The 25,217-nt window shown below is 56.7% G+C and carries 26 protein-coding genes and 1 other RNA gene; 11 read left to right on the top strand and 16 right to left on the bottom strand.

What is annotated here, in order from left to right; translation table 11 throughout:
* Positions 1–68: 68 nt before the first annotated feature.
* From CU103_RS04655 to CU103_RS04625, 7 genes are all read right to left on the bottom strand, one after another.
* Complete coding sequence (locus tag CU103_RS04655) at positions 69–1,475, bottom strand: DegQ family serine endoprotease (protein WP_245448647.1); 1,407 nt, start codon at positions 1,473–1,475, stop codon at positions 69–71.
* 253 nt (positions 1,476–1,728) lie between these two features.
* Positions 1,729–1,914 (bottom strand): DUF2065 domain-containing protein, encoded by a 186-nt coding sequence (locus CU103_RS04650; RefSeq protein ID WP_106662776.1) that lies wholly within the window; start codon positions 1,912–1,914, stop codon positions 1,729–1,731.
* Between the two features lie 15 nt (positions 1,915–1,929).
* A complete protein-coding gene (hflC, locus tag CU103_RS04645; protein WP_106662775.1) occupies positions 1,930–2,868 on the bottom strand; it encodes a protease modulator HflC in 939 nt (312 codons plus the stop codon).
* Positions 2,865–3,965, bottom strand: coding sequence for an FtsH protease activity modulator HflK (hflK, locus tag CU103_RS04640; protein ID WP_106662774.1), 1,101 nt, complete (start codon positions 3,963–3,965; stop codon positions 2,865–2,867). Before hflK ends, hflC begins: the two co-directional genes overlap by 4 nt.
* A 191-nt stretch (positions 3,966–4,156) precedes the next feature.
* Complete coding sequence (locus tag CU103_RS04635) at positions 4,157–4,657, bottom strand: dihydrofolate reductase (protein ID WP_106662773.1); 501 nt, start codon at positions 4,655–4,657, stop codon at positions 4,157–4,159.
* A 54-nt stretch (positions 4,658–4,711) separates the two neighbouring features.
* Positions 4,712–5,506: a thymidylate synthase gene (locus tag CU103_RS04630; RefSeq protein WP_106662772.1), complete on the bottom strand. Its 795-nt coding sequence runs from the start codon at positions 5,504–5,506 to the stop codon at positions 4,712–4,714.
* A 140-nt stretch (positions 5,507–5,646) separates the two neighbouring features.
* A complete protein-coding gene (locus CU103_RS04625; protein WP_106662771.1) occupies positions 5,647–5,958 on the bottom strand; it encodes a DUF2853 family protein in 312 nt (103 codons plus the stop codon).
* Between the two features lie 144 nt (positions 5,959–6,102).
* On the opposite strand from CU103_RS04625, the gene ssrA reads away from it, so the two are divergent.
* From ssrA to CU103_RS04600, 5 genes are all read left to right on the top strand, one after another.
* Positions 6,103–6,461, top strand: a transfer-messenger RNA (tmRNA) gene (gene ssrA, locus CU103_RS04620).
* A gap of 136 nt (positions 6,462–6,597) precedes the next feature.
* Entirely contained in the window at positions 6,598–6,939 is a 342-nt protein-coding gene (locus CU103_RS04615; RefSeq protein WP_106662770.1) for an ArsR/SmtB family transcription factor, read from the top strand.
* Positions 6,932–7,411 (top strand): SRPBCC family protein, encoded by a 480-nt coding sequence (locus CU103_RS04610; protein WP_106662769.1) that lies wholly within the window; start codon positions 6,932–6,934, stop codon positions 7,409–7,411. The genes CU103_RS04615 and CU103_RS04610 overlap by 8 nt, the downstream gene beginning before the upstream one ends.
* Positions 7,412–7,462: 51 nt before the next feature.
* A complete protein-coding gene (locus CU103_RS04605) occupies positions 7,463–8,233 on the top strand; it encodes a DUF899 domain-containing protein (RefSeq protein ID WP_106662768.1) in 771 nt (256 codons plus the stop codon).
* Between the two features lie 75 nt (positions 8,234–8,308).
* Positions 8,309–8,497 (top strand): hypothetical protein, encoded by a 189-nt coding sequence (locus CU103_RS04600; RefSeq protein WP_106662767.1) that lies wholly within the window; start codon positions 8,309–8,311, stop codon positions 8,495–8,497.
* A gap of 57 nt (positions 8,498–8,554) precedes the next feature.
* On the opposite strand, the gene CU103_RS04595 is transcribed toward CU103_RS04600, so the two are convergent.
* Positions 8,555–9,763, bottom strand: coding sequence for a multidrug effflux MFS transporter (locus tag CU103_RS04595; protein WP_106662766.1), 1,209 nt, complete (start codon positions 9,761–9,763; stop codon positions 8,555–8,557).
* Between the two features lie 216 nt (positions 9,764–9,979).
* Here CU103_RS04595 and CU103_RS04590 point away from each other — a divergent pair, with 216 nt between their 5' ends.
* The 5 genes from CU103_RS04590 to CU103_RS04570 all read left to right on the top strand — a co-directional run bounded on the left by CU103_RS04590 (position 9,980) and on the right by CU103_RS04570 (position 12,615).
* Positions 9,980–10,681, top strand: a complete 702-nt coding sequence (locus CU103_RS04590) for a TetR/AcrR family transcriptional regulator (RefSeq protein WP_106662765.1) — start codon at positions 9,980–9,982, stop codon at positions 10,679–10,681.
* A 204-nt stretch (positions 10,682–10,885) separates the two neighbouring features.
* Positions 10,886–11,470 (top strand): SspB family protein, encoded by a 585-nt coding sequence (locus CU103_RS04585; RefSeq protein WP_106662764.1) that lies wholly within the window; start codon positions 10,886–10,888, stop codon positions 11,468–11,470.
* 8 nt (positions 11,471–11,478) lie between these two features.
* Positions 11,479–11,697, top strand: coding sequence for a DUF4169 family protein (locus CU103_RS04580; RefSeq protein WP_106662763.1), 219 nt, complete (start codon positions 11,479–11,481; stop codon positions 11,695–11,697).
* Positions 11,694–11,924, top strand: a complete 231-nt coding sequence (locus CU103_RS04575; protein WP_106662762.1) for a ribbon-helix-helix domain-containing protein — start codon at positions 11,694–11,696, stop codon at positions 11,922–11,924. The genes CU103_RS04580 and CU103_RS04575 overlap by 4 nt, the downstream gene beginning before the upstream one ends.
* Positions 11,925–12,129: 205 nt before the next feature.
* A complete protein-coding gene (locus CU103_RS04570; protein ID WP_106663294.1) occupies positions 12,130–12,615 on the top strand; it encodes a VOC family protein in 486 nt (161 codons plus the stop codon).
* Between the two features lie 26 nt (positions 12,616–12,641).
* Here the strand turns inward: CU103_RS04570 and CU103_RS04565 are convergent, their stop codons facing one another.
* The 6 genes from CU103_RS04565 to CU103_RS04540 all read right to left on the bottom strand — a co-directional run bounded on the left by CU103_RS04565 (position 12,642) and on the right by CU103_RS04540 (position 21,349).
* Positions 12,642–16,445 carry an AsmA family protein gene (locus CU103_RS04565; RefSeq protein ID WP_106662761.1) on the bottom strand — a complete coding sequence of 1,268 codons (3,804 nt, stop codon included), beginning with the start codon at positions 16,443–16,445 and terminating at the stop codon, positions 12,642–12,644.
* A gap of 94 nt (positions 16,446–16,539) precedes the next feature.
* Positions 16,540–17,949 carry an FAD-binding oxidoreductase gene (locus CU103_RS04560; protein WP_106662760.1) on the bottom strand — a complete coding sequence of 470 codons (1,410 nt, stop codon included), beginning with the start codon at positions 17,947–17,949 and terminating at the stop codon, positions 16,540–16,542.
* A gap of 122 nt (positions 17,950–18,071) precedes the next feature.
* Positions 18,072–18,440 carry a DUF2185 domain-containing protein gene (locus CU103_RS04555; protein ID WP_106662759.1) on the bottom strand — a complete coding sequence of 123 codons (369 nt, stop codon included), beginning with the start codon at positions 18,438–18,440 and terminating at the stop codon, positions 18,072–18,074.
* Between the two features lie 8 nt (positions 18,441–18,448).
* The gene (locus CU103_RS04550) at positions 18,449–19,402 is read right to left on the bottom strand and encodes a hypothetical protein (RefSeq protein ID WP_106662758.1); all 954 of its coding nucleotides are present in this window, start codon (positions 19,400–19,402) and stop codon (positions 18,449–18,451) included.
* 98 nt (positions 19,403–19,500) lie between these two features.
* Positions 19,501–20,388 carry a dienelactone hydrolase family protein gene (locus tag CU103_RS04545; protein ID WP_106662757.1) on the bottom strand — a complete coding sequence of 296 codons (888 nt, stop codon included), beginning with the start codon at positions 20,386–20,388 and terminating at the stop codon, positions 19,501–19,503.
* Between the two features lie 49 nt (positions 20,389–20,437).
* Positions 20,438–21,349, bottom strand: a complete 912-nt coding sequence (locus CU103_RS04540) for a DMT family transporter (RefSeq protein ID WP_106662756.1) — start codon at positions 21,347–21,349, stop codon at positions 20,438–20,440.
* Positions 21,350–21,494: 145 nt separating this feature from the next.
* Here CU103_RS04540 and CU103_RS04535 point away from each other — a divergent pair, with 145 nt between their 5' ends.
* Complete coding sequence (locus CU103_RS04535) at positions 21,495–21,965, top strand: Lrp/AsnC family transcriptional regulator (RefSeq protein WP_099998376.1); 471 nt, start codon at positions 21,495–21,497, stop codon at positions 21,963–21,965.
* Between the two features lie 24 nt (positions 21,966–21,989).
* Here the strand turns inward: CU103_RS04535 and CU103_RS04530 are convergent, their stop codons facing one another.
* Positions 21,990–22,526, bottom strand: coding sequence for a glyoxalase superfamily protein (locus tag CU103_RS04530; RefSeq protein ID WP_106662755.1), 537 nt, complete (start codon positions 22,524–22,526; stop codon positions 21,990–21,992).
* A 239-nt stretch (positions 22,527–22,765) separates the two neighbouring features.
* Positions 22,766–25,105 (bottom strand): glucose/quinate/shikimate family membrane-bound PQQ-dependent dehydrogenase, encoded by a 2,340-nt coding sequence (locus CU103_RS04525; protein ID WP_106662754.1) that lies wholly within the window; start codon positions 25,103–25,105, stop codon positions 22,766–22,768.
* Positions 25,106–25,217 lie beyond the last annotated feature (112 nt).

Here is a 25,217-nt window from a genome sequence, read left to right as displayed (position 1 = left end):
CCTGTCATGAATCAATATTGCACGGGCCATACCCTGCAGGTACCGCCCGTTGACGATTATCGTCTCCATCAATCCATCTGGAGTGTCACGAACCGCAACTCGCCGGTTTTGGACGCGAGCATAAGCAAGGCATTCTTGCGGCCCTCATCACGCAATTTTTCGATCCGCGCGGCCACATCTTCCGGCGTCGAAACGGTCTCCTGCGCGATGTCGACGATCACGTCGCCGGCTTCGATGCGTTTGTTGGCTGCAACCGAATCTTTCTGGACCTCGGTAACCAGGACACCTTGAACTTCCTTCGAGATGCCAAAGGTTTTGCGGCCATCATCATCAAGTGCACCCAGCGTCATCCCGAGCACGTCGACGCCCTGGACCGCGCCATCCTCGCCTTGCCCGGTCTGATCGTCCTTCTTGGCCTGCTGGTCACTATCTTCAAGCCGGCCGAGCGTAACCTTTACGGTCTGCTCCTTGCCCTTGCGAATCACGACGACATCGACTTCCTTGCCGACCGGGCTCTCGGCGACAACACGTGGCAGATCCTTGACGTTGTTGACGTCCTTGCCGTCAAAGCGCGTAATGACGTCGCCCGCAAGAATCGAGCCATTGGCGACAGGGCCGCCGTCGATTATCCCCGCAACCAGTGCCCCCCTGCTCGATGTCATGCCGAGGCTTTCGGCGATGTCATCCGTGACAGGCTGAATGCGCACGCCAAGCCAGCCGCGGCGTGTTTCGCCAAATTGGCGCAACTGCGCGATCACTCCGGAGGCCAGTTCCGCCGGGATGGCGAACCCGATTCCGATCGATCCGCCCGTCGGCGAGATGATGGCCGTGTTGATGCCAATGACCTGTCCATACATGTCGAAGAGCGGTCCGCCCGAATTGCCGCGATTGATTGCAGCGTCGGTCTGGATGAAATTGTCGTAGGGACCCGAATTGATATCCCGGTTGCGCGCCGAGACGATGCCCACGGTCACAGTGCCGCCAAGTCCGAATGGATTGCCGATCGCCATGACCCAGTCACCGATGCGGGTTTTGGACGAATCTCCAAACTTGACGGCGACCAGCTTGTGCTTCTTCGGATCGACCTTGAGCACCGCGAGATCGGTTTTGGTATCTTTGCCGATGAGTTCCGCCTTCAATTTCGAACCATCGTTGAAATTGACCTCGATCTCATCCGCGTCGGCGATCACGTGATTATTTGTGACGACTATACCCTGCTCGGCATCTACCACGAAGCCAGAACCAAGGGACTGGACCTGGTGTGACGGGTTGTTCCTCCCCGGTTCCTGCTTTCCGAAATACTCATCGAAAAATTCCTGAAACGGTGAACCTTCGGGAACTTTCGGCATGGGCACCGGGCCCGATTCCCCGTCTTGTCCCTTGACGGTCTGGGACGTGGAGATGTTGACGACAGCGTCGATCAGCCCGTCGGCGAGATCAGCCACGGAAGCCGGGCCCTGCGCCCTGGGCTGCATGCTGTTGGGCACTGCAGGCGCTTGCGTCTGTGCCGACGCTATGGGCACGAAAGCCGGTGTGATGCTTGTTGCCGTCATCGCAAGCAGCGCCAGCACCGCGGTAGCAGGACGTGAAACAGGGCGACCAGTGTTTAAAAACATGCGTTCAGGCCTTCATCGGTAAGGTCAGGACAATAGAATACAACAGAACGGCGAGAGTAGACAAAAATATGACCGCCGACACAAAGGTTTGATTGCGACGGTCCTTTTGTCGTTATCCGCGAGCCAGCCACACGACCGCCACGCCGATCGCAATCGAAGCGACGCCGGCAATGCGCAGGAACCCGTCAGGCTGTTCGCTGACATCACGCGCAACGCGTTTTGCAATCAACGGAAAACAGCCGTAGAGCAGCCCCTCGAAGACGAGGAACAGCCCTACCGCATCCAGAAAATCGACCATCGTCTACACCTGCCCCTATTGTGGGGCAGGTTTTGGAGCGACCGGAGGCGTTGCACCGCTTACCGGAGGCAACGTACCCTGGGAGTCCTGGAAATAACGGAAAAACTCGGAATTGGGTGAAAGCACCATCGTTGTTCCCGTATTATCCAAAGCCGTGCCATAAGCTGTCATAGACCGGTAGAACGCGAAGAAGTCCGGATCTTTGGAGAAGACTTCAGCAAAGATACGGCTGCGCTCGCCTTCGCCCTGACCTCGGGCAATTTCCGATTCCTTGCGGGCTTCTGCGATGATTTCGACCACTTGGCGGTCGGCAATAGCCTTGATTCGCTGCGCTGCTTCGCGGCCACGCGCACGCAGACGTTCGGCTTCCGCCAGACGTTCGGCCTTCATGCGGTCGAAGGTCTGCTGCGAGACTTCCTGCGTCAGATCGGTCCGGCGAATACGCACGTCAGTAATCTGGAGCCCGAGCGTTTCAGAATCCGGACGCAGTTGCTCGCGCACTTCCTGCATCATGCCGGTGCGCTCGTCAGAGAGAGCGGCCTCAAAGCCACGCAAACCGTAAACGCCGCGCAACGACGCATCGAGACGTGTACGCAGACGCGCTTCAGCCAGCGTCACGTCACCGGAAACAGTTTGCCGGAACTTGCGCGGGTCGGTGATCCGGTAGACGAGGAACGCATCCACTTCGTAGAACTTACCGCCCGAAACCTGAACACGGATATTGTCCAGCTCGAAGCTTAGCAGACGATCTTCGATCATCTGTACGTTGTCTGCTTCCAGAAAGCCGAACGGCAGTTTGAAATAGATACCAGGATCGGATTTGACCTCGACGATCTCACCGAAACGCAGGACGATGGCCTGCTGGCCGGCCCGGACGACAAAGATTGACGAATAGGCCAACAGGGCAATGAATGCGATCAGACCCGCGAGAAGAGGAAAACGGTTCTGGTTCATTGCTTTGCTCCCTCGGCCGCGGGGCGTTGCCTGGTCAGTTCCTGCAGTGGCAGATAAGGCACGACGCCCTGTCCGCTCTGATCAACAATCACCTTGTTTGAGTCCTTCAGCACACGCTCCATTGTTTCGAGGAAAAGACGCTTACGCGTGACTTCCGGGGCTTTGACATATTCGTCATAGACGGAAGTAAAGCGCTGCGCCTCACCGGCAGCTTCCTGAACGATACGATTCTTGTAGGCAGCAGCGTCTTCCCGGATCTGCGCGCCTTCACCGCGCGCCTGACCGAGCTTCTGGTTGGAATACTGGTTGGATTCCTCGACGAAACGATCCTCGTCCTGCTCGGCACGCTGGACTTCGTCAAACGCATCGGCCACTTCACGCGGTGGCGCCGCATCCTCGATCGACACGGCATTGATCGCAACGCCAGCGCCATATTCATCGAGTGTCTTCTGGATAATCCCGCGAACGTCGTTGGCGATGCCAGCACGGTTGTCACGGAAAATATCCTGGGCCGGGCTGCGTCCGACGATCTCGCGCATGGCGCTTTCCGACACCTGCTGGACCAGATTTTCCGGATTTTCGACGTGGAAGAGATAGGAGACGGGATCGGCCACGCGGTAAAGCACAGAGAACTGCACATCGACGATGTTCTGGTCCCCGGAAAGCATCAAGCCTTCCTTGGCGCCGCGAGCGCCCTGGCCGCCAATGTTCTTCTGCTTCTCGACGATCTCGACCTTCTCATAGGATTCAATCGGCCAGAAGTGAAAATGCAGTCCCGGCTCGGCAATATCCGGCTTGGGCTTGCCGAAGCGCAATTCGACGGCTCGTTCGTCCGGCTGGACCGTATAAATCGACTGGAAAAGCCAGAAGGCGACGAGCGCAAGAGCAATCAGCCCCCAGATCGCGGGGCTGCCGCCGGAACCACCCGGAAGAGCTTGACGCAAACGATCCTGACCGCGGCGAAGTATGTCTTCGAGGTCCGGTGGGTTTCCACCCCCGCCCCCTTGCGGCTTTTGACCCCAAGGGCCACCGCCGCCACTATTGTTACCGCCGCCACCCCATGGGCCGCCGCCGCCGTTCTGATTACTCCAGGGCATTCCTACCTCTTAATTTGAACGGAAAGTACCACCCCGTGGCGTCCTCCCGCTAACGCAACATCCCGTTTATAGGGATGGCGGGGCGCGCTTTCAACGCACGCGGTCGCTTTTCAAGCGGATTTGGTAAAAAGTCGAACGATTATGACTGTTTATCACGAAATTTTCATACCGCATGCGATTGCCTCAGCGTATCAGCGGCGCTCATAAACGACAAAGCGTGTTGCGTAATTGTCTTTTTCGCCGGCGGAGAAATCTTCACTGGAGATTTCTACCCAGATTTTCGGATCGATCGGAGGGAAATGGACGTCGCCTTCTACCTCGGCAAGTACCCACGTTACATAGAGCCGGTCGACCCGGTTCAATGTCTGGCGAAAGATATCTCCACCACCAATGATGCATATCTCATTGACCTTGTCCGCACTGGCATGGCTTCCGGCGATCATCAGTGCCTCATCGACCGAACGCGCCGCGATAACTCCATCGACGGCAAATGCAGGATCGCGCGTGATGACAATGTTGGTCCGGCCAGGTAGCGGGCGCCCGAGCGAATCCCAGGTCTTCCGGCCCATGATGATCGGCTTGCCCATCGTGGTGGCCTTGAAGCGCTTGAGATCGGACGACAACCGCCAAGGCAGGCCATTTTCCCGCCCGATCACGCCATTCTCGGCTATTGCAACAACAAAACTGATCATGCAGGCAACATCCGTTTCAAATGAACATTCGTCTTCAAGGTCAGAACGGCGGCTTCAGACCGCGATCGGTGCCTTGATGCTGGATTCGGCGACATAATCGACAAGACGGAAATCGTCATATTTGAAGGCGAAGAGATCGGTGACTTCCGGATTGATGAGCATCTGTGGCAGCGGTCCTGGCGTTCTGCTCAGCTGCAGCCTCGCCTGCTCGAAATGATTGGCATAGAGGTGCGCATCGCCAAGGGTATGAACGAATTCGCCAGGTTGCAACCCCGTGACCTGCGCCACCATCATTGTCAGCAATGCGTAAGAGGCGATATTGAATGGGACGCCGAGGAAGATATCGGCTGAACGCTGATAAAGCTGGCACGACAGTTTGCCATCGGCGACATAGAACTGGAACAGGCAGTGGCAGGGCGGCAGCGCCATCTCGTCGACAAGCGCGGGATTCCACGCCGAAACGATCAAACGTCTTGAATTGGGGTTTTTGCGTATAGCGCTCAAAAGCCCGGCAATCTGGTCGATATGCCGGCCGTCAGGGGCTGGCCAGGACCGCCACTGATAGCCGTAGACCGGTCCGAGATCGCCATTCTCGTCAGCCCATTCATCCCATATCGTAACCCCATTTTCCTTCAGATAGGCGATATTCGTATCACCCTGCAGGAACCATAGCAGCTCATGGATGATGGATTTCAGATGCAGCTTTTTCGTCGTCAGCACAGGAAAGCCTGCCGCGAGATCGAAACGCATCTGATAGCCGAAAACAGAGCGCGTACCGGTGCCGGTCCGGTCACCGCGGTCAATGCCCGTATCGAGAACGTGTTGAAGGAGATCGAGATAAGTACGCATGTGCTATCTTTAGCAGATTCGGCCAACGAAGCACTAAAACTTGTCTGTGATCCACAGCGCTGCGCCGGTGAAACCCGCGCATCAAATGAAAAATCCCCGGCGTACCGCCAGGGATGATTCGTTTGACGGGCAGGATTTGATCAGAGACTGCCGAGCGCGCCGAGCCCCTTTGCGGTCAGGTAGTAAAAGGTCACACGGCTCTTGCTGTTGTCCGCCTTCATGGCTGTGCAGACCGATTCAATCACAGCATCGGCTTTGGCAGCGTCGGTAATTCCGAGCTTCTTTTCGACCCAATTGGTGCGAACCCGCTTCAATTCTTCCGGATCTGTGCAGGAAACCAGTGATGAATCCCTATTGCGCAGGGCAATTCCGAGATGTTTGACGATTTTTGCAACTGTCGCCTCATCAGCAGCCGCATCGTAGTGACGTACATCCTTTAGATAATCACTCATGGAAAAATCCCCTGATTGCTAGGTTCAATGCCCGGCATTGCAACCTCCCTGAGAATGAAGACACCGCACAAACTGGCAGATGCATGAGGCGATGACTGTTTAGACGCCTTGAAACATTCCCCAGCATCGTTTCCAAGTCAATCCACTCTTTCAATTCAATAAAACAGGCCCTATATAAGCCCTGCTGGCTTTGGCCAGCTATGGCGATAAACGGACGATGCAATAAGCCCATTGGACCCGGGGGCGGTACCCGGCGCCTCCACCACAATGCAGCTGATTTCGCTGCCTTGTGGCGGGGGCGAAATAGGATCGACAAGGGTGTAAAGATCGAACTTTTGCCCGGCATTGTACCACCGTTATCGGGCTAACTCAGTAGTTGCAAACGACAACTATGCGGAAGCACGTCTCGCTGCTTAATTGCGGTGTGATCGCTTCAAATTAAGTCCTAGGGGTTCGCACTTCTAGGCGGGGTTCGGAGGTACCTGGCAACAGAAACCTCCACTACTCCCTCTCCTCATTTCAGCACAATGTCAGCGGTTTTGAACCGGGCTTCGTCCGATTCAAAATCACGGCTTGACGTGACCGATCACATCGCGTATCAAACCATATAGTTAAATAACCTTATGGTTTAATAAACAAATGACACCCGATCGACTTGACCATATCTTCTCGGCGCTTGCTGACCCGACGCGCAGGGCAATCCTGGCGCGTCTGGCGCTCGGCACCACTTCGGTGACTGAACTGGCTGAGCCTTTCGCGATGTCCGGCCCCGCGGTCACGAAACACCTCAAGGTGCTGGAACGAGCCGGCCTCGTCATCCGCGGCCGCGAAGCCCAGTGGCGGCCGTGCAGCCTTGATGCGGCCCCGCTCAAGGAGGCAACGGACTGGCTGGAGCATTACCGGCGCTTCTGGGAAGGCAGCTTCGATCGGCTGGAGGAATATCTGCAGGATGTTCAGAAAAATGGAGAGGAAGATGTCTGACACAACCACAGCTCACGTGACAAATGAAACGGCTGGCCGCGTCCTGACCATCAAGCGCGTATTCAATGCCCCGCCTGCCCTCGTCTTCGATGCTTTCGCCGATCCCAAGCGCATGCTGCAGTGGATGGGGCCGCGTGACTATCCGGCAACATATGTCGAAGCAGACCTGCGGATCGGCGGTAAATGGCGCGCCTGCCTCGACTCCGCCGCGAGCGGCGAAAAGCTCTGGCACGGCGGTGTCTACCGGGACATCGTGCCGGGTAAACGACTTGTATTCACCTTCGCCTGGGATCAGGAGGACGGCAGACCCGGACTGGAGACGCTCGTCAACATTACCTTCGAACCGCAAGATGAGAAGACAATGATGACATTCCGTCAAAGCGTCTTCGATACACCCGAAAATTGCCGTGGCCATGAGCATGGCTGGAACAGCGCCTTCGATCGCCTCGAGGAGCTGCTTTCACAAGAGTAGCCGAGATATCTGCAGCATTCCCATTGAGGCAATCAGCAACAGGAGGAAGCAATGCAACATGAGATCGCATCCCGGGACGAATGGCTGAAAGCGCGTGTGGCGCTTCTCGCCAAGGAGAAAGCCTTCACCAGGGCGCAGGAGGAAATGAGCGCGCAGCGCCGGGCATTGCCCTGGGTGAAGATTGACAAGGAATATGTCTTCGACAGCCGCTCGGGGAAAGTGACACTCGCCGACCTTTTCGGCGGGCGCAGCCAGCTTTTCCTCAAGCATTTCATGAAAGGACCCGGCCAGGGACAGCAATGCGTCGGCTGCTCGCTGGAAGTCGATCACATCGAAGGCCTCATGGCGCATCTCGAGAACCACGATGTCTCCTACGTGGCCGTGGCGCGCGCACCGATCTCCGAGATCGAGACTTTGCGCAAGGCCATGGGCTGGCACTTCCCATGGGTTTCATCGTTTCACAGCGATTTCAACTACGACTTCAACGTGTCCTTTATCCCCAGGGAAGTTGCGGAAAAGAACGCTTACTACAATTACCGGCAGACCGACCCCGGGCTGGAAGACCTCTCGGGCGAGAGCGTCTTCTACAAGGACGATGACGGTCAGATCTTCCACACCTATTCAGCTTTCAGCCGCGGCGGCGAGCAGTTTCTCGGTATTTACGGCTATCTCGACGTCATGCCGAAGGGACGCAACGAGACCGGGCCACACTACAATCTGGTTGATTGGGCACGGCCGAAGAACATGTATGGCAAGGGTGGCATGGTTGGTAACAATGGCCGGTACCACGAGCCCGATTGCGCTTGTTCCCTGCACGAGTGAGCCGGCACGATGTGCTGCGCACTCGGAGCCTTGCTTATCGCCTTGGTCACAGCATGGAGAACCAGGTTCGGAGCCATGCTTGGCTGGTGGCCGCGCGCCCGGTTGGCAGTGACCCTTGCCACAACTGCTATCGCGTTGATCGCGGGTTGGGCACTGGCAGCGCAGCATTTCTCACACTACGTCGCCCGCGCCCAGGCAAACGAAAGAGGTGTACTCGCCGAGATACTGGCCCAGCCGATCTGCAGCGGCAACCGGCAAAAATAAAAAACCCGGGACGATGTCCCGGGCTCTTCTCTTCATATCTGATGGAGGATCAGAACGCTATTCGGCGGCCGCTTCCGCCTCGACCACGCGGCGGCGGCCGATTGTTGCCTGTGTGAGGAAGAACGCACCGACCGCACACAGGGCGATGCCGGCGGCCATTGGCAAAGCGGTTCCGTCGAAGAACAGGCCGGCGATAACCATGGCTACGGCCGAGGTCACGAAATGCAGCGTACCCATCAATGCGGAAGCAGTACCGGCAATCTCGCCATGGTCCTCAAGGGCGAGCACGGATGACGTCGGAATGACCAGCCCCAGGAAACCGTAGCCAACGAAGAGGAAGATAGCCAGCACCGGCAGCTGATTGAAGCCCAAGCTCATGACAACGACCATTGCCGCCATCGTCAACGAGAAAGCCGTTACAGCCAAGCGCATCACCCGGACCAGCCCGAACCGATCGCCGAGCCAGCCGGTAAACTGCGATACGGCAAAGAATGAGACCGCATTGATCGAGAAAGCCATGCTGTACTGGGTCGGTGTCAGCCCATAATGATCGATCAACACGAAGGGTGAGTTCGCCAGATAAACCAGGAAGCTGGAAATACCGAGGCCACCAATGAAGGTGAGCGTCAGAAAGTTGCGATCACCCAGCAGCAGGCGATAGGCTGCCATGGCGCTTCCAAGGCCGCTTTCGGCGCGTGCCGCTTTCGGCCGGGTTTCATTCAGCTGGGTAGAGAGCAGAATCAATCCGATAAACGCAGCGATCATCACCGCCCAGAACACACCCCGCCAACCATAGAATTCGATGACGGCACTACCCGTCAGCGGTGCAAGAATTGGCGAGATGCTGAAAACGAGCATCAGAAGCGACATCAACCGCGCCGCCTGCACGCCGGTATGCATGTCGCGAACAATAGCACGCGGAATAACCATGCCCGCGGCACCGCCGATACCCTGGAGAAAGCGGAAAGCGATCAAAGTCTCGACATCGCTTGCGAGCGCGCAGCCGATACTGGCCACTGCGAACAGGCCTATACCAATATAAAGCGGTGCCTTGCGGCCCCACATGTCGGATAGGGGACCATAGAAAAGCTGAAAGATGGCGAACGAGATGAAGAAAGCCAGAAGACTCATCTGCACCGCGCTATTATCCGCGCCGAGTTCCTTGCCAATGGAGGGCATGGCCGGCAGGTACATGTCAATTGCAAAGGGGCCGATGGCGGTCAAGAGACCAAGGATGAGTGCCGTACGAAAGAAGGAGCTCGTCATGATGATTGTCTTTCAGAAAACTGCGGCGCGAAACCTGGTTGCTTCAGCGACGCATTGCTCTCAGGAGAGTTCGAATTGGTTCGGGTCTTCGGTGGGAGGGCACGGGCTTGGGAGGACGGTGCTCTCAGAGTCTTACAACGGGTGTCAAATATTTTGGACACACCTGTAAATTTAGACACCATTGTCTAACACGTCAACACGCATTATCTTCACTTCATGAAAAGTCGCGACGATCACCCGCTTAAGACAACCGGCCACACCCAGCGTGGTCAATGCTCAAAACGTATCTCCATACTCGACGCAGCAGCGCACGTATTTTGCCGTGAGGGATTTTCCGGAGCGAGTATCGATGAAATTGCCGTGGAGGCCTGCGTGTCGCGTCAGACCATATACAATCATTATCGTGAAAAGGAAACACTCTTCACTGCCGTGGTCGAGGACGTCATGGATCGTGCCAATGCCATGCTCTTTTCCATATTGGCCACTTTTCCGGACAAGTCCGACAATCTCGAAGACGACCTGACCGCATTCGCCATTCGCCTCACCAAGAATTGCTTGTGCAATCAGGATGGAAAGTTCCTGCGCAAGCTGGTGCAATCGGAGGGCGGGCGCTATCCGCATCTTTTTGAAGCATGGCGTCAGCGCGGGCCGGGCAAGATCAGCACGGCATTGGGCGCACTGTTCTCGCGGCTATGCCACAAGGGCGCCCTGCAGATTGACGACTTCGATCTAGCGGCTCGCCAGTTCCTCGCGCTGGTCAACGCAGACCTGCAAATGCTCACGCTGTTTGGCGAAACGCCTTCGAGCGAACAACTCGAAAGTGCGGCGCGCAACGCCGTAAGTACCTTTCTGCGCGCCTATGCGAAACCCCCGCGCGAGAATCCCTCCGCGTCTCCAATGATTGCTGTCGTTGGCTAAACATGCCCTGTTCCACCATCATGAAATTTGCAGCAAACGAAGTTCCATGGCGTGTTTTGCATCCGCCAATTTTGGCATGATGGGTTAAATTTATTTGTGCGGCTGACAAGCGGTCGCAATTCCGTTAGCCATGCGCCATAATGGTCGAAATACGGTCGCCATCTCCGCTTGACAGAGAGGGGTGAATCCATGGGATAAGAATGAATGCCACAAGATATGATCCGCTACGATATACTTGCCCAGGAAGCGCTACGTGGCGTTATCCGTAAAGTGCTAGGCGAAGTTGCCAAGGCAGGATTGCCCGGCAACCATCATTTCTTTGTCACTTTTCTCACGGGTGCCCCGGGCGTGCGCATTTCGACGCGTCTGCATGAGAAATATCCCGAACAGATGACCATCGTCCTTCAGCACCAGTTCTGGGATCTTCAGGTTACCGATGTACTGTTCGAAGTCGGACTCTCCTTTGGTGATGTGCCTGAACGTCTGGTTGTTCCTTTCTCCGCTATTCGCGGCTTTTATGACCCCTCGGTGAACTTCGAGCTGGAGTTCGACGTCGAGGTCGAAGAAACCGTTGGCGATAACGACCAGGGTATCACCAGCATTGCTCCGCCCCAGCCAGTGGAGAAGCCCAAAGTGGCTGCGACAACCGCCAAGCCCAAACCGCCGGTAAAAACGGCCAAGAAACCAGCAAAAGCGGGTGGCGAGAAGACGGAGGCCGGTTCTGATGAAAACGGTGAAAAATCATCCGCTTCTGTCGTGTCGCTGGATTCATTCCGCAAGAAAAAATAGCTGTTGCTGTGGCTGAGATCGTCAACCTTCGGCTGGTAAAAAAGCGCAAGGCCAAAGAAGCCAACGACAAGGCTGCGGCCGAAAACCGGATTCTGTACGGTCGCACGAAGGTCGAGAAGCAATATGAGCGCGAAGCAAACTGCAAGACAACGCGATTTCTTGACGATCACCGGCTAGAGAAGCGCGCCGTTCCGGAGGCCGAAGTATCGGACCCGGACGGCAAGTGAGCCTCGTCCGCAAACGCTCTGTCAGCATTCGTGGACATCGCACGAGTTTCTCACTCGAAAATGCCTTTTACGACATCATCTTGTCGATAGCCGCGGAGCGCGAGGTCACGTTGGCAAGCCTCATTGCCGAGATTGACGAGAGTCGCGATCGCGATTCCAATCTATCTTCCGCACTGCGGATCTACGCGCTCGATTGGGTGAGAAAGAACTGCAGCAGTCACCAGTAAACGTTGGTTTTGACTCATTAATTCATGCATCCCCCCGCCTGCTGATGCGGCATCGCGTGCTCCGGGATTCAATCGGTTCGAAAGCACTTGAAATATTTCACCGCACCGTGTCGGATCAACAACGCCTCATTCGTCTTAAGGTAGGTCAGGACTGTTAATCAGGGTCCTGACCCTAGTGCAAATCACGATGAAAAAGGGAAACCCGATGCCAGCCAAGCAAAAGATCACCCCATGCCTTTGGTTCGATGGAAACGCCGAAGAAGCAATGGATTTTTACATGTCCATCTTCAAGGACAGCAAAATTCTCAATAAGACCAACTGGGGCAAAGAGGGGGGAACCAGGGAAGGCTCGCTGCTCGTCGCCACTTTCCAGCTTGCAGGCCAGGAATATATCGCCCTGAATGGCGGGCCGCAGTTCAAATTTACCGAGGCAATATCGCTCTCCATCGATTGCAGTACCCAGGAAGAAGTGGATAGCCTGACCGAAAAGCTGACGGCCGGTGGCGGGGAAATTCGCCCCTGCAGTTGGGTAAAGGACAAATTTGGCCTGTCATGGCAAATCGTTCCTTCCATTCTTCCCGAAATGCTGCGCGACAAGGATCAGAAAAAAGCTGACCGCGTCATGGCCGCAATGATGCAGATGTATAAAATCGATATCCAGAAGCTCAAGGACGCGTACAACCAGCAATAGCGATGTCGATGCAGCCACTACCAGCGTTACTGAATCTTTGGCTCCAGGGATTTGGGCTCGAGCGTTTTCAGGAATTCATCGACTGACTGTTTGTCAAGCGCACCGGCGCCTTGGGGTGGGGCGGAAGTCTCCCCTCTATCGGATGGTGGCGCAGGTAGAGATTGGAGCGCCTTTTGCGCCGCTTCTTCTGCGGCTCGCTCTTCTGCTGCCCGCTTCTCCGCGGCCGCTCGTTCCGCGGCTTCGCGTGCTTCCCGCTCGGCCTTGAGCCGGGCCTCCTCGGCAAGACGAGCGCGTTCGTCCGCACGCGCCTGATAGAGTTGCACTTCACGGCGCAGGCGCTGCTTTTCGACGAGAGCTGCCTGCAACGTCTCGACGCGTTGCTGCTCGCGTTCGAGCGCTCGTTGGGTAAGGAATTGTTCCAACGGCTGGCGGTTTAACGTCAATTTTGGATTGGCCCATGGGCCGTACAGAGTAAACTCGACGACAGGATCCGCGCCTGCAACGATGGCTGTGCCTGGATCGAAGGCAAACCGGCCTTGCGACGCGATACTCAGATCCGGGAAATTCAGCCGCAGGTCGGCAGCGAGGGTGGCACCTTCGTTTTGCAACTGGAATGTCGATGTCCGCGCCATGCCACCAGCAATGGTGAAGGCAACTTCCGCATCCCCTGCCTTGAACTCACCGGTGTTGAAGTATTTACCGATCGTGGCATTGATCGAGGCCGAAGTAACCGGTCCATCCGCCGCGTCGGCGTCCGCCAGGATAGGTTTCAGTGCCGCCGGGTTGAAGGCATCGATTACCAGATCATTGACCGAAACGACACCCGAACCAGCGACAGACTGCATCATCTCGGCTACGGACGTGCCAGTTGCATTGACCGACGCAGAGATCCTTGTCTTCCCCTTGAGCGGCCCGTCGTCTTCGACAGGCTTGTAGAGCGCATCCAGATCCGTCTGGTCCAGCGTGAATTGTCCCGTTGCAAGACCTGTGCCGCTGGTGTTTCGCAACTCGAACATACCGTCGAAACGGCCGCCAAGGAGTTCACCCTTCGCGTCGTCAAAGCGGAGCGACCCATCTTTTAGCGCTGCATTTGCCTCGAGTTTCCCGATAGGCCCGAGAATGCCGGCATCCGCTTCGTCTGCCTTGATCTTCAGATTGAAATTGATTGGAAACAGCGGTGCGCCTGCAAATGTCGATTTCGGCCAGACGCCTCTGCCGTCGCCATCGATAGCATCAGTTCCGAGCATGAATTGCGTCACCGCTGGCAGATCGAGCCGTGCAAGCGACAGATCTCCTTGAACTCCAGGTATACTGTCCACAAGATCGAGCCCGAGCCGTCCGCTGATTTTCGTGTTGCTTACCTGGCCGCTCAGGTCCGGCAGAGTTAGCTTGCCCTTGGCGAGCTGGAAACTGCTTGCCACATCGGTCGGCATGCCATTGCCAAATCCGGGCAAGGAATAGCCGGCGGTGGCGATATAAGCTTCAATATCCGTCGCCTTGATGGATGCCCGGCCCTCGCCGCTGAGCTCGCCTGCGGCATTGCGGAAACTGCCGTCGAGAAGTGCCTGTCCGTTTGACGACTTCAGCGACAACTGTGTCTGAAGACCGTCTTGCTCGTTGCCTTTCATCGCGAGATCGGCTTCCAGTTCGCCTGCCAAACCGAGCGGTAAGGCTGGCAATCCTATCAGTGCCATGAGCGTTTCGGCCTGACCGCTGCGTGCATCCAAAGTTAATTCGAGCGTGCGCCGCTTTTCAGAATTTTCTGTTGTTGTTCCAGAAAGCGTCACATCCATTCCGCCGGTTTTTCCGGCAGCACTCAATGAAAACTCCTCGGCCCCGCTCTTGCCGTGCAGTGTGTTGGCAAGGATGCTGAGCTGGGTTTCTTCAAAGAGCCCTGGATATCTTGCAGCACGTTCACTCAATGCCTTGATGAAGGGAAAATCAGGAAATCGTTCGGCGATGGCCGCAACAAAGGGTCCAAGATTATCCGAGAGAACAGTCGAATCGATCGAGCCGGCGGGTTCTGTCTTGAAAGGCTCGAGTTTGCCGGTCGCAGTGATGGTCGCACCCGCCACATTGCCGATCGTCAGCCGGTCGATATCGAAAACACCACCACGCAAGCGGAAGGCGGTATCCAGCGTTTCGGCCACGAGCCCGTCATGCGTAACGGGCCCCGCCTTCAAATGCACGTCGAGATCCTGCCCGCGCAGTTGCGATGCACCGTCCACTGAAGCCTTCTCATTGTTGCCAAGGACCGCCATGAAAGCTTCCAGCGCATCGGCATCGAGCGCCCCACCCTCCAGCACCAACTGTGTCAGCGGCAGGGATTCACCCTTGGCGCTCCGCACCAAGGAACCCTTCAGTGAGGCACCTCCCAAGGCCACTTCGAGATTGTCGACCTTCTGCAGGTCATCATGCAGGCTTACATCACCTGAGAAGCCTGCGCCGGGTAAGCGCCGGATTGCTTCGTCGACCGAATCGGTCAGCCATGCAGCCAGACCTGATGGTTGCCGCGATGCCACAAGCAGCTTGCCGTCGAAACCGAAACTCTCGCCAACTTGCAATATGCCCTTGGCTTCAAATTGGGTACGGCCGGGCAGCTCCGCCTTAAGCTGGTTTATAGCCCAGCCATTGCCGGAAGGTGCAGCATCAATCGTCACGGAACGGATCGTCGTATCGCCGGCGACAATTGCAGGCAGCTTCAGATCGATCGTGCCGGGAACGGTCGGTATCGGCAACTGATCCATGAGGCGGCGAAACACACCCATCCGCTCGGCCGCGGTCACCGGCTTGGGGGTCACGCCCTTGGCAGGTTCACTCTGACTGTCGAAAGTGACTTGCTGCCCGTCCGCCTTGATTTCAAAACGTGGATTGCTGCCGTAATCGAACAGCGCATTGCCGTTGACGATATAGGGGTCGTCGGCGGTACCCTGCTCCATACGAAATTCGGGAATGGTGATCTTTGCATGGTCCGCTTCGAAGCGTCCTGTCATGCGTACACTTGAAAGCAGCGGCTTCTCGGATTTTGCGGTAACCATGGTACCGCCAGCGGCCGCAACCTCGTCTGCCGAACGGATGGCAATCCCGCCAGCGTATTTCAGGGCCCCCTCGCTCAAGGTCAACTGGCCGTCGGTCTCGAACGCGGCCGGGACGCCATCCGGGATAATGCGCGCACGCAAATTCAGCGTGCCATCCGGCTTCAGTGCGCCGGTCGAGGCCGACAGTGCCGTTTTCTGGCCATTGAAGAACAGCGTGCCATCAAAGCTCCACGGCCCGGAAAGGTCCGTCGCCGAGAGTTTGGCATCAAGGTTCGAGATGTTACGCGTGGTCGATGTTGATGCGTCGCGGATGATCACAGCACCATCGGTGATCAGCATGTTCTCAAGTCTGACTTGCGCCGAATGAAACGGCGTACGCGGGCGGATGGCCCAATCGACGACACCATCTCTGTCGATCCGGACTGTCGCCCTCGGCTTTTCGAGCCGCATGTCGAAGATCAGGATCTCACCACGTATGAACGGCGCAAGTTCCGCATCCATCGAAAACTTTTCGATCGTCATTACCGGTTCGGAACCAGGATCGCCAACCTTCACATCGGAAAATGTCACCGATGGGAATGGGAGGAGCCGCGCACTGGCACTGCCAGCGACTGTGACGGGACGGCCGAGCAGAGCCGAGGCTTCGCGCTCGAAAGAGGATCGATAGCCTGCCCAATCGACAAAATACGGCACAACCAGCGCCGCCGTCAGCACCAGTACCAGTAATCCACCGATGAAAACAAACAGGCGTGCCAGTATCTTGCTCCAATCAATTCGCGCCGGGTACCACAACGACCGGTTTTGGGCGGCGAAATGACATGATAGTCTTTCTCATTGATTTGCAACGCTTAGACAATGGTTTAGCGCCTGGAATCATTCTGCGAACCTATAGCCGTAAGATCTTGCCGGGATTCATGATATTTCCCGGATCAATGGCACGTTTGATCGCTTCCATCACATCAACAGCACCGCCGAGCTCGGCCCGCAGAAACTTTATCTTGCCCTGGCCTATGCCATGTTCACCGGTGCAGGTTCCGTCCATCGCGATCGCCCGGAGATTGAGGCGCTCAACAAAAGCCTCCACCTTCTCGATTTCGTTTGCGTCCTTCTCATCGAACAGCACCAGCACGTGAAAATTCCCGTCACCGGCATGACCCACGATGGGCGCGATGAGGCCGCTCTTCTCGATGTCCTTCTCGGTTGCGACGATGCATTCGGCAAGCCGCGAAATCGGCACGCATACATCCGTTGATAGCGACTGCTTTCCAGGTGCCAGCGTCATGCAGGCAAAATAGGAATTGTGCCGCGCCGACCAGAGCTTTTCCCGCTCTTCGGCATTGGCCGTCCACTTGAATTCGCCACCGCCATTGGCGGCTGCGATTTCGCCAAAAAGCTCCGCCTGTTCCGCAACGCTGGTCTCGCTGCCGTGGAACTCCAGGAAGAGATAGGGTGCCGGTTCGTAATCAAGTTTCGAATAGGCGATCATCGCCTGCATTTCCAGCTGATTGACCAGTTCGATACGCGCGACGGGAATACCCATCTGGATCGTTTCGATCACCGCATTGCAGGCGCTCTCAAGATCAGGGAACGCGCAGATACCGCCAGAAATCGCCTGCGGTATGCCATAGAGTTTCAGCGTCAATTCCGTAATGATGCCGAGCGTCCCTTCTGAACCGATCAGCAGGCGCGTCAGGTCATAACCGGCGGAGGTTTTCTTCACCCGCTTCGAGGTGGTGATCAGGCGGCCATCCGGCATGACGGATTTCAACGCCAGCACGTTTTCACGCATCGTGCCATAGCGCACGGCATTCGTGCCTGAAGCGCGCGTGGCCGCCATTCCACCCAAGCTCGCATTGGCGCCTGGATCGATGGGGAAAAACAGCCCGGTATCACGCAGATATTCGTTGAGCTCCTTGCGGGTAACACCTGGTTCGATGACAACATTCAGATCTTCGCTATAGACCTTGAGAATGCGGTTCATGCGTGAAAGGTCAATGGACACACCACCTGCAGGTGCATTCACCTGTCCTTCCAGGGACGTACCCGTTCCGAATGGAATAACCGGCACCTGCCATTCACCGCAAAGCCGCACAACTTCCTGAACGTCTTCTGCCGATTCAGCGAAGACGACCAGATCCGGCGCCTGGTTCGGCACATAACTGGTTGTATGAGCATGCTGCTCGCGGATAGATTTGCCGGTCTGCGCGTTATCACCGAAGCGTTTTTTAAGAATGGAAACAACGGTCGCGATTCCATTCTCGTTGCGCAGCAATGCTCCTGCGTCTGCCAATGCCATTCCCGTATCCACCTTCTACTCAAGATCGTCTTTTACGAATGCATTTTCGGAGAATGCACGCGACTTGTCCAGTTGTAACTCTGTGTGAAGTTTGACAGGCTCAAGGCGAAGAAAGCGCAGGCTCAATCTTCGTCTTCGTCATCGTCCTCGCCGGGCTGCCAATCAGTGACGGCAACGAAGCGTTCCTGTTCGCCGGTCTTTTCAAAAACGCTGCCGACGGGAGAATCGAGAAGCGGAATGATGCTGGGATCGTAGTTGGCTATGGTGTTGACTTCAAATATGCCGCTGTTTTCCGGATCTTCCATATAATCGTCGCTTTCGAAGCCGGAAAGAAAGCGCCAGCCACTGTCAAACTCGTTGTCAGGATCCTCACGGTACATGAAGCGTACCGGATAACCATCGATCGTGATCGTATCCGTTGCAATGCAGCCACCATAGTTGCGGATCAGTGGCCGTATCTCGCTCTCGGTGAGTCGGTAGCTTTTCTCCATAGCCAATTTTAATTGATCGTCATGGATTTGGCTAGTTTTCGGAAACGGTCCGAAAATTTGTCCTTCTCGCTGTCCCGCACAATCAGGATCGCCCGGACATACCGGCTGGTTTCGAAACGCGCAATCTGTGCGACGTAGAGCGGATCATCGCTTGCAGAATCCTTCGCACTGCCATCAATCTCCACCCATTCCGCCCCATCCGCCTGCGAGCTCGTCTCATTGTCGGATCGCACGTCCTTGATCCCCGTCAACGAAGCGAAGGCCTGCTTGGCAAAATCCATCCGCGCCGCGGGTTCCGGGGCAGTGTTGAGGTTTGAGGCGATGATGACCATGGGCTGGGATGAATTGGCCGCAACATCATTCGGTCCCTCGGTCAGGAGATACGTTGCGCCCGCAATTACACGAACGGGCCGGAAGCCGGCCGTATCGGCGAGTTTGAACGGCAGCGCCGCGATCTGCTCCTCCAGACTGGGCGGCGTACGGACCGCGATAGTGCGCAAAGCGTTCTCCACATCTGCGTCCGACAAGCCCCCCGCCACGCCATCCGGAATTTGTACCGTCACCATAGCAGTGGTGGCTTTTGCACCGACCAGAACGATCCATTTGCGGTACTTGATGCCCGCGGCTGTCTGACTACCGCGAATAAGCTTAGACACGACAGCACCTTCGACGGGCCAGTCTTGGGGAGGTCCGGCAGCCTCGATACCGGTTTCGCGCAATCCTTCAGGGTTGAATTTCGCCGCGATCGGCGCATAGGCCTCGACGGGCAATTCCGTCACGACGATGGAGGTACCCTTGGCGGCATCCTCAAATCCGCTGAAACTGGTGGAAAGAACCAATCCGGAAGGAGGCACAAGGCCCACCCCTGACCCGCCGGGGAAGACTTTTTCTTGAGCAGAACCCGACTGGATGCCAACGAGCATGAACAGCAAAACACTCAGGTAGAGGGTGACAAATCGCATTGGTGCTTTCCTTGTCGCATTCTGAAGCACAAGAGGTAGTAGCCGCAGCACGATCCGGCAAGCGATTGGTTTTGTATTTCGTTTTTGCGACGCGGGCCTTAGCTCAGGTTCTTCTTGAAAAACTCTACTGTCCGGCTCCAGGCAAGGTCCGCGGCCTTCTTGTCGTAGCGGGCCTCCGACGTATCGTTATTGAAAGCGTGGTTCGCGCCCTCATAGACATGGATCTCGAACGTTTTCCCATTCTCCTCCAGCGCCTTCTTGTAGGCGTCGATGCCTGCATTTATGCGCGTATCCAATCCGGCATATTGCAACAACAATGGCGCCTTGATCTTCGCCACGTCGTCAGCCTTGGCCTGGCGCCCGTAATAGGCGACCCCTGCACCAAGATCAGGCGCGTTGACTGCCAGATCATTAACGAGGCCACCGCCCCAGCAAAAGCCTACGACCCCAACCTTGCCATTGGTTGCCTTGTCGTTCCGGAGGTATTCTATCGTTGCCACCCCCTCGGCAATCGCCGTTTTTGAGTCAAGTGCGCCGATCATTTCACGCGCCTTTTCCTCATCGGACGGGGTACCGCCGGCCACAGACAGCAGATCGGGCGCAAGGGCGACAAAGCCTTCAAGGGCCATGCGCCGCGCAACATCGCGAATATGGTCGTTCAAACCGCGATTTTCATGAATGACGATAACCGCTGGAAGCCTGCCGGATGCTTCAGCGGGACTTGCCCTGTAGCCTTTGATCTCACCCGTCGCTCCCGGGTAGACGACATCCTTGGTGCGAAGCCTCTTGTCGTCCGCTGCAACAATCGCGGCCCGTGCCGAATTTGCCGCGAGCATCGGTGCGATCATTGCGGCAGCAGCACCAGAGCCCGCCAGTTTGGTCAACTTGTCCATGAATGAGCGGCGGTCAAGTGTCAGATGGGTATATTCATCATAGGCTTCGACCATTGCCTGAGTGATTCTCGGAGTAATTTTCTGCTCGTTCATCATTGCCTCCTTTGATCCCGTGGATTGACGAGGCGCTGGACCGTTCGCATCACCCTTTGAGGCGATGGGAAAGGATACCGGTGGAAAGGGCAACGCCAAGTCCGGTGATCACTGCTGCTGCAATTTCCCAGACGCCGACCGGCTCGTCAAGGAAGAAGGCGCCGCCAAAGGCAGCAAGTACCGGAGTAAGCGCACTGAATGCTGCGGCCTGGCTGCCACCAAGTGAACGGACGGCGATGCCATAGGCCAACATGGCAGCCAATCCGGAAAGAATGCCCTGGCTGAGGAATTGCAAGCCGATCTCGGGCAGCGAAACTTCGAAGATCGTCGTACCAAAGGTGAGTGCAAGGCCAACATGGATGAGGAATGACCAGATGGCAATGAGCGCGCCGCCCTGCAGTGCAGTCAGACCGGAACGCTTGAAGGCATGGGTATAGCCAGCCCAAAGCAGTGCACCGAGCGGCAGGAAGACGAAGCTGATCCAGGAGATCGCATGATTGCCCAGCGCCAGCACCAGCAGAATGGCAAGACCCGCGACGATCGCTGCAAGACCAAGGCAGCGGGCAAGATCGGGGCGCTCGCCAAATACCAACACACCGATCAGCGTGGCGGCAAGCGGCATGGAGCCACCGAGGAGTACGCCGACGGCCGAGGCGGGCGTCGAATGAATGGCGAAGGTCGTGAACTGGAAAAACACCGCACCGGCACCACAGACCATGATTGCCAGCAAGGCGAGCGGAACATCCCGTGGGAACAGGCCGGTCCTGAGCCAGACCGGAGCCAGCACCAGCGCTGGAACGCCATAGCGGATAAGGCCGAGATCGATTGTGCCGAGATGCGTGCCGCTGCTGTGACGAGTGGCTATGATCCATGTGGCCCAGATGAAGACGGTAACCAGCGCGCCGGCATATCCTGCGCCGAGCGAATTTGACTTCTTGTAGTCCTGAGCAAGAGCAACCATCGGAGTTTCCTCTCAAATCTGCCCGAATGATTTCGGTTGAGACAATCATATCTCCGATGGCATGAGCATGTCCTTGCAAGTTAATGCCATTCCAGATATCATTTCAGCAATTTCCGAGAAGATTAAATTTTCAAACAGGTGATTTATGCCAAATCTCGATAAATTCGATATCGGCATCCTCGAAGCGCTCCAAGAGGATGCAAGGGCAACCAATGTGGAGATTGCCGAGCGGGTCAACCTGTCTCCCTCACCCTGTCTGCGCCGTATCCGAAATCTGGAAAAATCCGGAGTCATTCGTGGCTATAGGGTGGATATCGACCGCAAGGAGGTTGGCCTCGGTCTGACCGTGTTCGTGGAAATCAAAGTTGGACAGCACAGCCGCGAGAATGCCGAGGCGCAGCACACGGCGCTGCTTGCCCTTCCGGAAATAACAGCTTGTTTCATGATCTCGGGGACAGCGGATTTCCTTGCGGAGGTGGTCGTCGAGGATCTCAGCGCCTATGAGCGGTTTCTGACAGAAAAGCTTCTCATGCTACCCGGAGTCGCGGATATACGCTCCAATTTTGCTATCCGGGCCGTGAAAACGGGGGCTCCGCTGAAATTGCCGCAACGTTAGAGCGGAGAGACCCGGCGCGCTCCATCATTGCTCGCAGAACGAGATGCGATTGCTGAACGGATCAATGACCATCACCTCTCGACCCCAAGGCTGCACCTCGATCCCCGGTTTCATGAAGCGATAGTCTTTGGCGTGGAGTTCTTTGTGTAGCGCGTCGATGCCCTGGATACGCACGAAAACCCGAGCGCCCGGGCTGGCATCGCCGGAATGCTCGCTGAGATGCAGCGTCAGGCCAGAGCGGGATACCTGGCAATAAAGCGGGAAATTGTCGCCGAAACGATGTTCCCAGTCGAGCGTGAAACCGAGATAATCGAGATAGAATTCCTTCGCCTTCGCAACGTCGAAAATTCGCAGGATCGGGTTGGCCGGTCCAAATGAAACTGCTCCTTGCCTTGCATGCTCTACGGTTTCGATTTTCGCTGAAAGCACGTTCCAATCGTCGAAACCGAAACCGGCAGCAACGAGTTCCAGACCCTCGCTGTGGGAGATTTCGATGTTCTTTTGCTTGAGCGCCTGGCGCAGCGATTTGGCAATCGCCTTGGCGTCATTGAATGTGCGCATGGTCAATCCTTCGCGTCTGATGAACGAGGAAAGTCAGTGCCCGCATTGCCGACCCGTTCATCATTCAAAGGATGAAACGAAGCTTCAATCGATACATTCACCTCGGCCAAAGGCCCGCGAGCGGCCGGCTGTATCTGCCGCTGCCATGGATATTCGCAGTTCAAGCGATCGTCAACTGGAGAAAAGCACTCAAGAAAACCTCCCGGGGGCGAGACCGGGAAAATGATTTTCTTCCATTCCTATTTCGGCAAGGTATAGGCGAGGACGTAGTCGCCGGGTTTCGTCCCGACTGACCCGTGACCACCGGCGACGATGACCACATATTGCTTGCCATCAGCCAAGGCGAAAGACATCGGCGTCGATTGACCGCCAGCAGGGAGCCGTGCTTCCCACAGCTGCTTACCACTGGTCACGTCATACGCGCGAAGATAATCGTCTACCGCAGCACCCAGAAATGCCACACCACCGGCGGTGATGATCGGACCGCCAATGCCGGGAACGCCAACTTTGAATGGTAAGGGCAAGGGCGAGGAATCGCGGACGGTGCCGTTTCGATGCATCCATGTAATCTTGCCGGTGCGCAGGTCAGCGCCCGCCACATAGCCCCATGGCGGCGCCTGGCAGGGCAGGCCAAGCGGCGATACGAACGGTGCCAAGATGACCGCATAGGGTGCCCCCTCATTGCGATTGAGGCCCTGTTCGCTGCCCTTTGTGCCAGCGCCAGGCGGGGGAACGTCAGCTCGAGGAACAAGCCTTGACGTGAACGCCAGATAGGTCGGCATACCGAACATGATCTGACGCGCCGGGTCCACTGCGACGCTGCCCCAATTGAATACGCCAAAATTACCCGGATAGATCAACGATCCCTGGAGGGACGGCGGCGTGTAGCGTCCCTCATAACGCAACTTGAGGAACTCGATGCGGCAAGCCAGCTGATCGAACATCGAAACGCCCCACATGTCCTTGCCGGTCAACGGCTTTGGCATGAAGGTCAGACCCGAAACCGGCTGGGTCGGTGAGGTGAAATCACCTTCGATAGCGCCCGCCGGCGCCGGCACTTCCTCGATTGGAAGGATCGGCTCGCCGGTAAGCCGGTTGAGGACATAGATATCGCCTTGCTTGGTTGGTCCGACGAGTGCTGGAACCGCGCCGGTGGCAGTGTTGATATCCACAAGGGTCGGTTGTGCAGGCACATCCATGTCCCAAAGGTCGTGATGGACGGTCTGGCGAACCCAGCGCACCTGGCCGGAGTTCAGATCAAGCGCGACGATCGACGACGAGAATTTTTCGACATTGGCGCTGCGCCCTGCCCCGAGCTGGTCCGGTGTCTGGTTGCCAAGCGGCACGTAGAGCAGACCAAGCTTTTCGTCGGCACTGGAGACAGACCAGCTATTGGGTGAATTATGCGTGTAAGTCTGCCCTTCCGGCAGCGGCGTCGTTACATCGGGATTGCCCGAATCCCAGTTCCACACCAGCGCACCGGTGTTGATATCGAAGGCGCGGATGACACCCGACTGTTCATGGATTGAGTAGTTGTCATTGACCGCGCCGCCGACAATGATCTTGCCCGCGGCAATAACGGGCGGCGATGTCGAATAATAATAGCCCGCCGGGTTATAGGGCATGCCTTTTTCGAGATGAAGCGTGCCCTTGTCGGCAAAGGATGGACAAATCTGACCGTTGGCTGCGTCGAGCGCGATCAGGCGCGCGTCAGAAGTCGGCAGGTAGACCCGCTCCGCGCATGGTTGCCCTGCAGTCAATGTTGGGTCGGCGTAGTAGGAGACGCCGCGGCAGGTCTGATGCTGGCGATCCGGATTGAGGCCGACATTCGGATCGTACTTCCACTTTTCCTTGCCGGTTGCCGCATCGAGCGCGATCGCCCAATTGTGCGGCGTGCAAAGATAGAGCGTGTCACGCACCTTCAGCGGGGTCACCTGATAAGTGGTTTCCCCGATATCTTCTGGCAGCTTCACGTCGCCGGTCTGGTACTGCCAGGCAAGCTGCAACGTTCCCACATTTTCCGGCGTGATCTGTTTCAGCGGCGAATAGCGCTGGCCATAGGGCGTCCGGCCATACTGATGCCAGTCGCCTTCTGGCATGTTACCGCCAAGATCGGGCGTCGGGATAATAACTTCCTTGCTGAGTTCTCCGGCGATCTGTTGCGGATCCTGCGTCATCGAATAGCCGGCAATGCCGAGGGCCGCGAGTACCGTGATCGCCAGCGGAATTGCCGGGCCCCACGCTGAACGCGAGCGCCCTTCTTCCTCGTTAAGCCCACCTCGTATCCATGGTGTGAGCAGCCAGAGCCCAAACAGCATGATGACGCCGCCACGTGGCGCGAGCTGCCACCAGTCGAAGCCAATTTCCCAGATTGCCCAGCCAAGCGTGCCAATTACCAGGAGCGCATAGACGAGCAAGGAAGAAGGCCGCTTCCGAAAGAGAAGAGCGGCGGTAATCAGGAAAGCGAGTGCGGCGAAGATGTAGTACCAACTGCCGCCAAGTACGGCGAGCCAGACACCACCAACACCAAGCGCCGCACCGACAAGGAAAATTATGAGAGCCGTCAGAGTGATTGCCATGGGGTAGGAGTCCTTTTCCAAGCTCAATCAGGATCGAATGCGCTGGCATGCGGCTGCGAACGCGCCGGCGGTTGCCACAATCTTCTCTGATCAAAATGGGTAAGCCTTAAAA

The organism is Phyllobacterium sophorae (assembly GCF_003010965.1).
GTDB lineage: Bacteria > Pseudomonadota > Alphaproteobacteria > Rhizobiales > Rhizobiaceae > Phyllobacterium > Phyllobacterium sophorae.
The sequence above is the reverse complement of the archived record's forward strand: the minus strand, read 5'-3'. Positions and strand labels throughout refer to the sequence as shown.

Coding starts and splice junctions, on each gene's coding strand:
- CU103_RS04655 (WP_245448647.1), bottom strand. CDS start 1,475: ATGCAGCCCAGGGCGCAGGGCCCGGCTTCCGTGGCTGATCTCGCCGAC.
- CU103_RS04650 (WP_106662776.1), bottom strand. CDS start 1,914: ATGGTCGATTTTCTGGATGCGGTAGGGCTGTTCCTCGTCTTCGAGGGG.
- hflC (WP_106662775.1), bottom strand. CDS start 2,868: ATGAACCAGAACCGTTTTCCTCTTCTCGCGGGTCTGATCGCATTCATT.
- hflK (WP_106662774.1), bottom strand. CDS start 3,965: ATGCCCTGGAGTAATCAGAACGGCGGCGGCGGCCCATGGGGTGGCGGC.
- CU103_RS04635 (WP_106662773.1), bottom strand. CDS start 4,657: ATGATCAGTTTTGTTGTTGCAATAGCCGAGAATGGCGTGATCGGGCGG.
- CU103_RS04630 (WP_106662772.1), bottom strand. CDS start 5,506: ATGCGTACTTATCTCGATCTCCTTCAACACGTTCTCGATACGGGCATT.
- CU103_RS04625 (WP_106662771.1), bottom strand. CDS start 5,958: ATGAGTGATTATCTAAAGGATGTACGTCACTACGATGCGGCTGCTGAT.
- CU103_RS04615 (WP_106662770.1), top strand. CDS start 6,598: ATGACACCCGATCGACTTGACCATATCTTCTCGGCGCTTGCTGACCCG.
- CU103_RS04610 (WP_106662769.1), top strand. CDS start 6,932: ATGTCTGACACAACCACAGCTCACGTGACAAATGAAACGGCTGGCCGC.
- CU103_RS04605 (WP_106662768.1), top strand. CDS start 7,463: ATGCAACATGAGATCGCATCCCGGGACGAATGGCTGAAAGCGCGTGTG.
- CU103_RS04600 (WP_106662767.1), top strand. CDS start 8,309: ATGCTTGGCTGGTGGCCGCGCGCCCGGTTGGCAGTGACCCTTGCCACA.
- CU103_RS04595 (WP_106662766.1), bottom strand. CDS start 9,763: ATGACGAGCTCCTTCTTTCGTACGGCACTCATCCTTGGTCTCTTGACC.
- CU103_RS04590 (WP_106662765.1), top strand. CDS start 9,980: ATGAAAAGTCGCGACGATCACCCGCTTAAGACAACCGGCCACACCCAG.
- CU103_RS04585 (WP_106662764.1), top strand. CDS start 10,886: ATGCCACAAGATATGATCCGCTACGATATACTTGCCCAGGAAGCGCTA.
- CU103_RS04570 (WP_106663294.1), top strand. CDS start 12,130: ATGCCAGCCAAGCAAAAGATCACCCCATGCCTTTGGTTCGATGGAAAC.
- CU103_RS04560 (WP_106662760.1), bottom strand. CDS start 17,949: ATGGCATTGGCAGACGCAGGAGCATTGCTGCGCAACGAGAATGGAATC.
- CU103_RS04555 (WP_106662759.1), bottom strand. CDS start 18,440: ATGGAGAAAAGCTACCGACTCACCGAGAGCGAGATACGGCCACTGATC.
- CU103_RS04550 (WP_106662758.1), bottom strand. CDS start 19,402: ATGCGATTTGTCACCCTCTACCTGAGTGTTTTGCTGTTCATGCTCGTT.
- CU103_RS04545 (WP_106662757.1), bottom strand. CDS start 20,388: ATGAACGAGCAGAAAATTACTCCGAGAATCACTCAGGCAATGGTCGAA.
- CU103_RS04540 (WP_106662756.1), bottom strand. CDS start 21,349: ATGGTTGCTCTTGCTCAGGACTACAAGAAGTCAAATTCGCTCGGCGCA.
- CU103_RS04535 (WP_099998376.1), top strand. CDS start 21,495: ATGCCAAATCTCGATAAATTCGATATCGGCATCCTCGAAGCGCTCCAA.
- CU103_RS04530 (WP_106662755.1), bottom strand. CDS start 22,526: ATGCGCACATTCAATGACGCCAAGGCGATTGCCAAATCGCTGCGCCAG.
- CU103_RS04525 (WP_106662754.1), bottom strand. CDS start 25,105: ATGGCAATCACTCTGACGGCTCTCATAATTTTCCTTGTCGGTGCGGCG.